The 9,535-nt window shown below is 45.4% G+C and carries 16 protein-coding genes; 9 read left to right on the top strand and 7 right to left on the bottom strand.

Features of this window, described 5'->3' with window-relative positions; genetic code table 11:
* The 9 genes from VZ94_RS05060 to VZ94_RS28025 all read left to right on the top strand — a co-directional run.
* Positions 1 to 371, top strand: a 371-nt coding sequence (locus VZ94_RS05060; RefSeq protein WP_045778407.1) for an OmpA family protein, incomplete at its 5' end; no start/stop codon positions are given.
* 241 nt (positions 372 to 612) lie between these two features.
* Positions 613 to 1,308: a P-loop NTPase family protein gene (locus tag VZ94_RS05055; RefSeq protein ID WP_045778406.1), complete on the top strand. Its 696-nt coding sequence runs from the start codon at positions 613 to 615 to the stop codon at positions 1,306 to 1,308.
* Between the two features lie 173 nt (positions 1,309 to 1,481).
* Positions 1,482 to 2,945, top strand: coding sequence for an SNF2 helicase-associated domain-containing protein (locus VZ94_RS28055; protein ID WP_239649648.1), 1,464 nt, complete (start codon positions 1,482 to 1,484; stop codon positions 2,943 to 2,945).
* A complete protein-coding gene (locus tag VZ94_RS30230) occupies positions 2,902 to 3,402 on the top strand; it encodes an SNF2-related protein (protein ID WP_275575137.1) in 501 nt (166 codons plus the stop codon). The genes VZ94_RS28055 and VZ94_RS30230 overlap by 44 nt, the downstream gene beginning before the upstream one ends.
* Positions 3,344 to 4,372, top strand: coding sequence for a DEAD/DEAH box helicase (locus VZ94_RS30225; protein ID WP_275575136.1), 1,029 nt, complete (start codon positions 3,344 to 3,346; stop codon positions 4,370 to 4,372). Before VZ94_RS30230 ends, VZ94_RS30225 begins: the two co-directional genes overlap by 59 nt.
* A complete protein-coding gene (locus VZ94_RS28040) occupies positions 4,365 to 4,541 on the top strand; it encodes a hypothetical protein (RefSeq protein WP_239649647.1) in 177 nt (58 codons plus the stop codon). The genes VZ94_RS30225 and VZ94_RS28040 overlap by 8 nt, the downstream gene beginning before the upstream one ends.
* Before the next feature lie 52 nt (positions 4,542 to 4,593).
* The gene (locus VZ94_RS28035; RefSeq protein WP_239649646.1) at positions 4,594 to 4,839 is read left to right on the top strand and encodes a hypothetical protein; all 246 of its coding nucleotides are present in this window, start codon (positions 4,594 to 4,596) and stop codon (positions 4,837 to 4,839) included.
* Positions 4,799 to 5,113, top strand: coding sequence for an SWIM zinc finger family protein (locus VZ94_RS28030; protein ID WP_239649645.1), 315 nt, complete (start codon positions 4,799 to 4,801; stop codon positions 5,111 to 5,113). The genes VZ94_RS28035 and VZ94_RS28030 overlap by 41 nt, the downstream gene beginning before the upstream one ends.
* Positions 5,114 to 5,225: 112 nt before the next feature.
* Entirely contained in the window at positions 5,226 to 5,387 is a 162-nt protein-coding gene (locus tag VZ94_RS28025; protein WP_239649644.1) for a hypothetical protein, read from the top strand.
* Between the two features lie 236 nt (positions 5,388 to 5,623).
* Here the strand turns inward: VZ94_RS28025 and VZ94_RS05040 are convergent, their stop codons facing one another.
* The 7 genes from VZ94_RS05040 to VZ94_RS26385 all read right to left on the bottom strand — a co-directional run.
* The gene (locus tag VZ94_RS05040) at positions 5,624 to 6,565 is read right to left on the bottom strand and encodes a sulfotransferase family protein (RefSeq protein ID WP_045778405.1); all 942 of its coding nucleotides are present in this window, start codon (positions 6,563 to 6,565) and stop codon (positions 5,624 to 5,626) included.
* Positions 6,562 to 7,155: an aspartyl/asparaginyl beta-hydroxylase domain-containing protein gene (locus VZ94_RS22250; RefSeq protein WP_239649643.1), complete on the bottom strand. Its 594-nt coding sequence runs from the start codon at positions 7,153 to 7,155 to the stop codon at positions 6,562 to 6,564. Before VZ94_RS22250 ends, VZ94_RS05040 begins: the two co-directional genes overlap by 4 nt.
* A complete protein-coding gene (locus VZ94_RS28020; protein WP_052700229.1) occupies positions 7,104 to 7,352 on the bottom strand; it encodes a hypothetical protein in 249 nt (82 codons plus the stop codon). The genes VZ94_RS22250 and VZ94_RS28020 overlap by 52 nt, the downstream gene beginning before the upstream one ends.
* The gene (locus VZ94_RS05030) at positions 7,349 to 7,831 is read right to left on the bottom strand and encodes a GNAT family N-acetyltransferase (RefSeq protein ID WP_045778404.1); all 483 of its coding nucleotides are present in this window, start codon (positions 7,829 to 7,831) and stop codon (positions 7,349 to 7,351) included. Before VZ94_RS05030 ends, VZ94_RS28020 begins: the two co-directional genes overlap by 4 nt.
* A complete protein-coding gene (locus VZ94_RS05025; RefSeq protein WP_131655471.1) occupies positions 7,832 to 8,146 on the bottom strand; it encodes a DUF6916 family protein in 315 nt (104 codons plus the stop codon). It abuts the gene before it with no gap.
* A 106-nt stretch (positions 8,147 to 8,252) separates the two neighbouring features.
* Positions 8,253 to 8,744: a phage tail protein gene (locus VZ94_RS05020; RefSeq protein ID WP_239649642.1), complete on the bottom strand. Its 492-nt coding sequence runs from the start codon at positions 8,742 to 8,744 to the stop codon at positions 8,253 to 8,255.
* A 107-nt stretch (positions 8,745 to 8,851) separates the two neighbouring features.
* Positions 8,852 to 9,535: hypothetical protein (locus VZ94_RS26385; RefSeq protein WP_204369051.1), on the bottom strand; the 684-nt coding region annotated here is incomplete at its 5' end.

The following is a 9,535-nucleotide window of genomic DNA, read 5'->3' as shown; positions in this document are numbered from 1 at the left end:
TCGATTCTGCCGATTTAACGCCACAAGCTCGGCAGGCGTTAGATTCAGTGGCTAAAGTGTTAAACCGCTATCCGGAATCGACAATTAATATCGCAGGCTATACCGATGACACAGGTTCTGATAGTTATAATCAAAAATTATCTGAGCAACGCGCGCTGAGTGTATCGAGCTATTTATCGCAACACGGTATTGAATATAACCGCCTTTCCACCCAAGGTTATGGTGAAAGCAATCCTAAAGTACCTAATACCAGCGAAGAAAACCGTGCGCAAAACCGTCGGGTAGAATTGTCCATTACTGCACACAACAACGCAGGACAAGGCGGTCGTCAAAAGCACAAACAAAGAAAACAGCAAGGTAATTATCAATAACATTGGCGTGACCGGGTTAGCGAGCCTAATCCGGTTTAGCTTTATAACCGACTTCATCTTTGACAGTTGCTTTCACACTTAGCTACCCATGGCGAATTAACTAGTCTGTTAATACTTCATGACTCGATATTAGGATTTGAGTTATGGGGTAAAAGCATTCTAATAAGCTTACAATCAATACTGAAAATATCGGATACCAGATATTACAAGTTTCTACAACACTAGCTATCAAAGAGGCAATATGAGCACTATACATCTTATCGGTGGAGAAAAAGGCGGGGTTGGCAAATCCGTACTAGCCAGAGTTATCGCGCAATACATGATAGACAAAGATATTCCGTTCGTGGGTTTTGACACTGACCGTTCGCATGGTGCGTTGCTGAGATTTTATACCGATTACGCGTCCCCCACCGTAATCGGCAGTTACCAAAGTCTGGATGCAATAATCGAAACCGCTGTGGCTAAACCCGATCATAGAATCCTCGTCGACTTGGCCGCACAAACCCATTATCCGCTTTCAGCCTGGATAGACGAGTCCGGCGTGTTGGAATTGCTGCAGGAACTTGGGGTGAAAATCGTTTATTGGAATGTTATGGATTCCGGAAAAGATTGTGTTGAGTTATTGCGAAAATTATTAGGCCACTACAGTGCAAAGCTAAGTTATGTTTTAGTGCAAAATCAAATCCGAGACGAAGATTTTTCCTTATTAGAGTTTTCAGGTGTTAAAGACAGCGCGCTGGAATTAGGTGCAAAAATCATGATATTAAAGCGTTTATATGCGCCCATCATGACTAAAATTGACGGTAATAGCTCCAGTTTCTGGGCAGCAAGCAACCGTGATTTCGAGAATTTAAACGTGTTAGGCTTGCTTGATCGGCAGCGTCTTAAGCTCTGGTTAAATCAGGCTTACAGTCAACTGGACGCCTTAGGCGTTTAGGGCTACACACTTAAGATGGAACAGGGCGTTTTAGAGCGACAGAAAACTGCTCCTGCGTTGCCCTACTACACGCCATCCATGGCGTTATGCGGTCTGATCGCTGGCCAAGCGTAATTTAGAAAAAACACCACTCATCTTATAATGCGGGCTTTTTTTTTATAGGTTTAATCACAATGAAAGTGATACATGGTTTCTGGACGCCGACTGATACTCAGGCATTCATACAATCCGGGCGTTTTTCAATTTGGGTGGAAAGCGATGAAACGCGTCGGGTTAGTAAAAAAACCTTGCATCCTTATCACTTAACTGAGAAACCCTGTTTAGATTTTATTACCCAAGAATTATCACTAACGCTAACGACGGATAACGCTAGTGGTTATCGTGGCCTTCAGTTGCCGACCTATAAAGGTGAGCCATTACCGTCGCCAGAGCTTGCGGTTGTATTACCTGAGGACGATGAAGCCGTGGCTTGGTTGCCTTGGGAGGTGTTTTGCGTTGACTTAGCTAAGCCTATTAAAGACATTAACAACATTCATTTTTTAGCGTGTTATCAGGCGGCGAATACGCGCGTGGCTAGTGATTTTTTATTCTGGTATTACTTTTCGCAATCGCTTAAAAACATTCTGTATAAAGACCAGTTTATACCGGCGCTATTGGCACATGAGGTTAAAAAGAAGCGCGAGTTTTATCGTTATTGGCACATCGTCTCACCCCAATATGAAAGCTTGCTGCATCAAGCCGTTAGCCAAATGCCATTAGCGTGTAGTTTAGGCTATGAGCCGGAATCGTTATTACGCCATTTTGCTGAAGTCTGTATTAGCGACATTTTGGATTATGCGTTAAGCCGTCTGCCAGCCACATTTAACGATAAAGTACGTGGTAATCTCTCTTTGGTGTTATCGAGTATTCAGCTCAATAAACCGTTAGCACTAATGACTGACGCATTAGCGACCAAGTATTGTCAATGGCAGCATAAGCTTATTGGCAAAGCAACTGATACCGGGCTGCAATTAGGATTTCAACTCTATGAAGCCAAACCTAGCGAGCCAGAACAATGGCTGCTAGCTTTTTTTATTGGCTCGCAACAAGACCCTTCGACGAAATACGCGTTACAAGACTATTGGCCACCTCAGTCAGCGCAAAAAGCATTGGTTAAGCAGCAATTTGGCGCGCATGTTGAACAACAAGTGTTATTGCAGTTAGCGTTAGCAGCGAAAATTTATCCTAAGTTATGGGACGGCATGGAAACCAGTCGCCCGGATAGTGTGTGTTTGAGTTTAGATGAAGCCTTTGAGTTTTTGAAAGAATCTGCCTGGGTATTAGAAGATGCCGGTTATAAAATCGTTATTCCGGCTTGGTTGACGCCTAAAGGTCGGCAGCGCGCTAAGCTGCGTATGCGCACGGCAGGAAAATCACCGGCTAAAAACACGTCAGCCACCTCGTATTTGTCGCTGGATAATTTAATTGATTACCAGTATGAATTGGCTATGGGCGAGCATTCGGTCTCGCCAGAAGAATGGCAGCAACTGGTCGAGTCAAAAACACCGTTAGTGCATTTTCGTGGGCAATGGGTGGAATTAGACCGCGATAAAAATGCGCGAAATGTTATTGCTTTGGCAGCAACAACAGCAAGATAACTCACGTTTATCGGTTCAGCAATTATTGCAAAAAGTCGCTGAAGAAGGTGAGATGTTTGAAGTTGACTTAGAAGATAGCTTAGCGGCTATGCTGGCAAAATTATCCGATAGCAGCCAATTACAGCCCATTGATAATCCTGAACAATTAAAGGCAAACTTACGCGATTATCAAAAGCGCGGCGTGGCCTGGCTACGTTATTTAGAGTCATTACAGCTTAACGGTTGTTTGGCGGACGATATGGGCTTAGGTAAAACCATGCAAGTGATTAGCTTGTTGGTGATGGAAAAAGCTGAGCTGCAAGTGGGGCCAACCTTGTTAGTTGCTCCGACCTCAGTTGTTGGCAATTGGCAAAAAGAGGTAGAAAAATTTGCGCCGCATTTAACCACGTTGATTCATCATGGCAGTGAAAGGGAGAAAGACGCAAAGGCCTTTAAACGCGTTATGTCAAGGCTATGATATTGTCATTAGCTCTTATAACTTAGTGCGTAAAGATGCGGCACTATTTAAAAGCTTTGCTTGGCGCCGTTTAGTGTTAGACGAAGCGCAAATGATTAAAAACCCAGCCGCTGCACAAACCAAAGCGATTAATAGCTTAAGCGCTACGCATCGGTTAGCACTAACGGGTACGCCGGTGGAAAACCGTTTACAAGATTTATGGTCGATTTTTAATTTCTTAAATCCAGGTTATTTAGGTAAACAAGCACAGTTTCGTAAACTCTATGAGTTACCGATTCAGCGCGATAATAACGTCAAGCAATCAACGATTTTAAAGAAACTGACTCAGCCGTTTGTGTTAAGACGCTTGAAAACGGATAAAACCATTATTAAGGATTTGCCCGATAAGATAGAAAACAAGCAATATTGTAATTTAAGCAAAGAACAAGCGGCGTTATACGAAGCTGTGGTCAGAGATGTTGAGCAAAAATTAGAGCAAGAAGAAGGCATTGCCCGGCAGGGGTTAATGCTGTCCACGTTGATGAAGCTTAAGCAAATTTGCAATCATCCTATGCAATATTTGCAAGATGGTAGTGCGTTTACACCTGAGCGCTCACATAAGCTTGAGCGTTTAGTCGATATGTTGGCCGAAGCGCTCGATGCCGGTGATAGTGTGTTAGTGTTTAGTCAATTTACTGAAATTGGCGATTATTTAAGCCGGTATTTAAATCGTGAAAAGCATTATCCCACGTATTATTTACATGGCGGTACGCAACGCAACAAACGCGAGCAAATGATTAGTGATTTTCAAAGTGAGTCCACGCCACCGTCCGTGTTTGTGTTGTCGTTAAAAGCCGGTGGTGTCGGTATTACGTTAACGCGTGCCAGCCATGTGTTTCATTTTGACCGCTGGTGGAATCCTGCCGTCGAAAATCAAGCCACCGACCGGGCATTTCGTATTGGGCAACAAAAAAAATGTGTTTGTGCATAAATTTGTCACGTTAGGGACGTTAGAAGAGCGCATTGACCAGATGATAGAGGATAAGCAAAGAATGGCCGATACGATTATAGGTAATGATGAAAGTTGGTTAACTAAGCTCGATAACCAAGCTTTCAAAGCGCTTATTGCGTTAAATAAACAAAGCGTGATGGAGAATTAAGCCATGAGTCGTATTAGCAAAACCTGGTGGGGGCAAAAGTTTTTTACAAACCTTGGAAAGCAATACCGATGCTGGACGCTTGCAACGTGGGCGCTCGTATAGCACTGATAACCGTATTAAAAAATGGCAGTTTAGCAAAGGGGTTGCAACTGCCGATATGCGCGGTAACGTTAATCCGTATTTTGGCGTTTATAAAGAGCCGACTTATCATCTTTCGGTGGGTATGAAAACGTTTTTCCGAAGCGCAATGGCGAAAAGTGCTGTCAGTATTAACCGAGCGCGCCAGTTTTATTTCTAAACTGTTGTTAAATGAAATGCCGGAAAATGTTGATACGGCGTTTGCTCAAGCACAATTGCAGTTATTGCCGACGAGTTATAAAGAGTTTTCGGTGAGTTGTTCTTGCCCTGATTATGCCGTACCGTGTAAACATATTGCCGGTGTGTTTTACCGGTTAGCGCAATTATTTGATGAAGACCCGTTTTTATTGTTTGAAATGCGTGGCTTATCCGCCCAGCAATTACAACAAGAACTATTGAAATCGCCGTTTAGGCCAGGTACTCGCGTCGGTTAGAGCATCTGAACAACCTTCGTTAACTTCAGTAGATAGCTTTTATACCCGCCCTAAGCCTGTTGCGTTACCGGATTCAGTTCCGCTGGCTCAGTATTGGCACGGTGAGAAAGCCTTGCCTAAACAAATAGAGCCCGTGCAAGAAGCGTTAATTCCTGGTTTGCTTGTTAAAAAAGGCGGTGATTATCCGGCGTTTTGGGATAAGCCAGGCTCGTTTATTACCGCGATGGAAGAGTTTTATATCCGTATGCGTAAAACTAGCTTGAAAGAGTTATAAGCCGTTGTGGCTACCCACTTAAGACGGGGCCGCTTAGTAAGAGCAACGTCATCTCGGCATGGATTGCCGAGATCCAGAACACACGGACGTGCTTGGCACTTTGCCATCCATGGCGCCTCGGCAACCGCTCCTGCGTTGCTCTACCTCCTGCGTCCTGCAGTCGTGGATTTCGGTAATCCATGCCGGAATGACGATACTGACTAAAAATTAAATCTATCCCGCTTTAAGTTGGTAACCTAACCGCTTAAGCGCAAGCGCTCTAGTGCTTGATACAGTTGCATTAACTCTTGTTCGGCAAGTTCATGCAAGCTCTTATCGGCCTGGGCTTGTTTATTGTCGCTGTCGGCAGTGAACAGCATGTGTGGGTTTTTAGCATCGCGCGTGGCTAATTGCTGTATCGCGTTGATTTCAGAGGCGGTTAAATCAAGTTGCAAATGTTCGGCAATGCGTCCGGTGAGTGCATCAGGTAACTCGGTATAGTTGACTAATAAGCCGTTCGGATATTGTTGCACGGCGTGTACGGCTTGATTGAATAAATGAGCTAACACCCAGGCTGCATGAGCTAAGGGCTGGCTAAACAGTTGCTCTGGTGGTGTTAAGCCGTGTTTATGTAGAAAGCCTGGAATCAGATAGAGCGCAGGCATACGCACTTGAGAGACTAAAATTTCTATCGGATTGCGGTATAGAAAAAGCCACGGCACACCTGGAAAAACGCGTAACAAGGTTTCGATATGCAATAAATGCCAGCAATCGGTTTTGATAAATACGCGTTCATCGTTTGTTCGGCGGGGTTGGCCGAGTGCGGCAATTAGCGCACTCAGTAAGGCATGATCGTTTGACGCATCGGATAAAACTTGGTCAAGTTGTGGCGGTTCGGATAACACGACGCTGTTGCTTAGCGCGGTTAATGCTTGTGCGGTCAATGTTGAGCCACATCGGCTGACGTGGAAAATCAGCCCTGTTACCGGTAAACCTGGATGGCTTAGCGCACGTTCAATCAGCGCTGCTCGCGTAGTGCGTGGGCGGAATAATTGGTTAAACGGCTTATTGGCAAGGCGTTGTAAACTGGAATGGCAAAACGGCTCAGTAAATCGTTCATCGCCCATATACCCCCAGTGAACCTCATCATCACGAAGGTATAACGGAATCCACCCGTTTAATAAGTCATTGTGAGTCATAAAATATCTTTTTCCACCCATTCGCGTTGATGTTTACGCATGATGTCGGTGAGTTCCTGAGCTGCTAGGTGCTGGTTTATGCTGGCTAAATAAGCGCTAAAACGTGCAATAAACTCGTCACGGTCATGACATTGAAATAACTCATCGCGCAACGCGTTGGGCATCTGCTTAAGCAAAGCTATAACCGAGTCGGATTGCTGTGTTTGTGATAATTTTGGTACGCCTGGAGCTGCGTTATTGAGCTGCATGAGTAGCCAATCATTGACTCGGCAGTCTAATACGATATGGACTCTATCGGTATCGCCACGGTTAATAAAGGAGTGCGTTAAGCCAAAGTCGGCATACCAACATTCACCTTCCGCCCAATGGTAGCCTTTACCATCAATCCAGCATTCAACTTTAGGATTCGTGCTGACAACGATGTGTAAGCGTATCTCACCTAAAGCAAGGCCTAATCCAGAATCTTTATGCTCTTTTATCATCGCACCGGGTGCTAAGCGTAATAAACGTACCGACAATAATGGACAGGCAAAGCCAGCTAATACTTGTTGAAAATACTTGCATTGTTGCAATAGTTCGGTATCAGCCAATGCGTTGCCGATGGGTCAGAGTAAATCGCATTATGCCCGTTAGGTGTAGCTCTTAGCGCAATCGCACTCCAGTTGCCTTGGTAAATCTGATGGTTAAAATGCGCTTGCCAATCCGTAGCTGCAAGCGTGGCTAAATCAGCGGCTAGCTTATTGGGGTCAAAATTTAGCGCTAAACGAGCGACATTAGGAATAATCACGGGTTGGTGTAGTTGGGTTGCCAGGTGAGTAATACATGTGCGCCGTGTACTTCAGTCGCGTTAAAGCCAAGCCTGGCATAAAAGCGTTGGGCGCGGTTGTCTTGCTCGACAAATACGCGAACGGGTTTTTTAACACGCTCAGCCTCGTTCAGCAACTCATGCAGTAACTGGCTACCGATAGTTTTATTACGGTATTCGGGTATTAAACCAATATCCAGTAATTCATAATACGCTTCGCCTCGGTATAGATACCAACGCCCTACGGCTTGCTCGTCCGCTAAAATAATTGAGTAGTCGGCGTTAGGGTATTCCCGTAGATAATGTTGGCGTTGTAGCTGAAATTGCTGGTTGATAAATAGGTCGCGTTGCTCGCTAGGCCACTGGGATAACAACGCGGCATCGGCACGGCAACTGGCATAAAGCGCTATTAAAAAATCATCGTCAGCGCTAGTTTCTGGACGAAAACGGAGAGTGTGCATTTAATTAAAGATAATTTGGTAATAGGCGAAGTTAGGGTCTGTACCGAATGGCGGCAGAATACGTTCGATATGAACGTCGGTCAGCAAGGTGATGGTATCGACTTCGAGATTCATCATCCCAAAGACAAAAGCCGGTTCTAGTGCGCCGGATAGCAAAACCGAGAACGGTGCGCGTTGATTGGGTAGTTTAGGTAAGTTGGGTTTTTGCTCGATACTAGCAATGACTAGCTCAAATTGATGCCCGCTAACATGGGTTACTCGGCAGGGGCGATTAATATAAGGCGTTAAATCGTCTGCGCTTATTGTGTCTAACATAATGTCAATACCATAAAAGCGCACAGGATTAGGTATGGTTTGAATCCTGTGCGCGTGAATCGTTAATTACGAGATGGGAAAACACCTTCGACGGCGATAATGTAATTTAGCCTAAATAGGGTTGCATAATTCCAAAAGGTTGGTTTCCGCCTGTCAAGCTGATACTTGCTGGATTTAAAGAAGTATTTGTCGCGGCGGGTGTATAGCCATTAACGACAATCGAGCCTGTTGGCTCATTAATATCAGCTAGAAAATTATTGCTAGGGTTTGCTGAGCCGCCAGGTTGATTTGATGCAAGCATTAAGTGGTTATGCTGAGGCATTTGAGTGGTTAGTAGTGTGACGTTTTCAGTACCAGCCATTTCGCCTATGTTGTAATAGCTTAATCCTGGGCCCTGGCCGACGCCAATAGCTACTCTACCACGTAAGTCAGGTAAGGCGAATGTTGTTGTGCCATTGCCACCGTAAGTGGTGCCTAAGATTGAAAATAATGCGGTGTTTTGGGCAATGCTGAGAATTTGACCGGCACAGAGCTGCCAGCCGCGCGGGGCAAAATTACCTGCAAATAAAGATACTTGACCTATAAAGGGTGTAGACATGATTAGCTCCTCTCTTCGCTCCGCATTATGGTTCAAGGTCTTACTCCTGCGGAGGTAAATAGAGTAAGGCCTTGTTGGTAAATTATTTTAAAAAATGGGCTGGGTTACTATTCCCCTACGCATATAAAGGTTGACTCTAGTGTGTTAGCGGCATTTAGATTGGTGTTGCGTATGGTTATTGAGGATGCGGTAACTGACATTATTTTCGGAACGTTATTATTAACTGAACTATTGGTTAGGCCTAGTGTGCATATAGGGGCGCTAGAAAAAGCAGCGCTTCCCGAGAAAGTTACCGTTACTTCTCCGTTATTACCTGCGATAGAGCCAGAAGAGCCAATGACAATTTGAGCATTAGATAATAATGTGCCGGAAGCATTATAAACACTGCTTGCTCCGGTAGCTCCGGTGTTCCCTGTAGCGCCCGTTGCTCCAGTAACTCCGGTGTTGCCTGTGGCACCTGTTGCTCCAGTAGCTCCGGTGTTGCCTGTGGCACCTGTTGCTCCAGTAGCTCCGGTGTTACCTGTGGTGCCTGTTGCTCCAGTGTCGCCTGTAGCACCCGTTGCTCCAGTAGCTCCGGTGTCACCTGTGGCACCTGTTGCTCCGGTAGCTCCGGTGTCACCTGTGGCACCTGTTGCTCCGGTAGCGCCGGTGTTGCCAGAAGAGCCAGTACTACCGGTAGCGCCAGTCGCACCGGTGTTGCCAGAAGAGCCGGTGTTACCGGTTGCACCTGTCGTGCCGGTGTTGCCAGAAGAGCCAGTATTACCGGTAGCACCAGTCGCACCGGTGTTGCC

Source organism: Methylocucumis oryzae (assembly GCF_000963695.1).
GTDB lineage: Bacteria > Pseudomonadota > Gammaproteobacteria > Methylococcales > Methylomonadaceae > Methylovulum > Methylovulum oryzae.
The sequence above is the reverse complement of the archived record's forward strand: the minus strand, read 5'-3'. Positions and strand labels throughout refer to the sequence as shown.

Coding starts and splice junctions, on each gene's coding strand:
- VZ94_RS05055 (WP_045778406.1), top strand. CDS start 613: ATGAGCACTATACATCTTATCGGTGGAGAAAAAGGCGGGGTTGGCAAA.
- VZ94_RS28055 (WP_239649648.1), top strand. CDS start 1,482: ATGAAAGTGATACATGGTTTCTGGACGCCGACTGATACTCAGGCATTC.
- VZ94_RS30230 (WP_275575137.1), top strand. CDS start 2,902: ATGCGCGAAATGTTATTGCTTTGGCAGCAACAACAGCAAGATAACTCA.
- VZ94_RS30225 (WP_275575136.1), top strand. CDS start 3,344: ATGGCAGTGAAAGGGAGAAAGACGCAAAGGCCTTTAAACGCGTTATGT.
- VZ94_RS05040 (WP_045778405.1), bottom strand. CDS start 6,565: ATGACTCACAATGACTTATTAAACGGGTGGATTCCGTTATACCTTCGT.
- VZ94_RS05030 (WP_045778404.1), bottom strand. CDS start 7,831: ATGCACACTCTCCGTTTTCGTCCAGAAACTAGCGCTGACGATGATTTT.
- VZ94_RS05025 (WP_131655471.1), bottom strand. CDS start 8,146: ATGTTAGACACAATAAGCGCAGACGATTTAACGCCTTATATTAATCGC.
- VZ94_RS05020 (WP_239649642.1), bottom strand. CDS start 8,744: ATGTCTACACCCTTTATAGGTCAAGTATCTTTATTTGCAGGTAATTTT.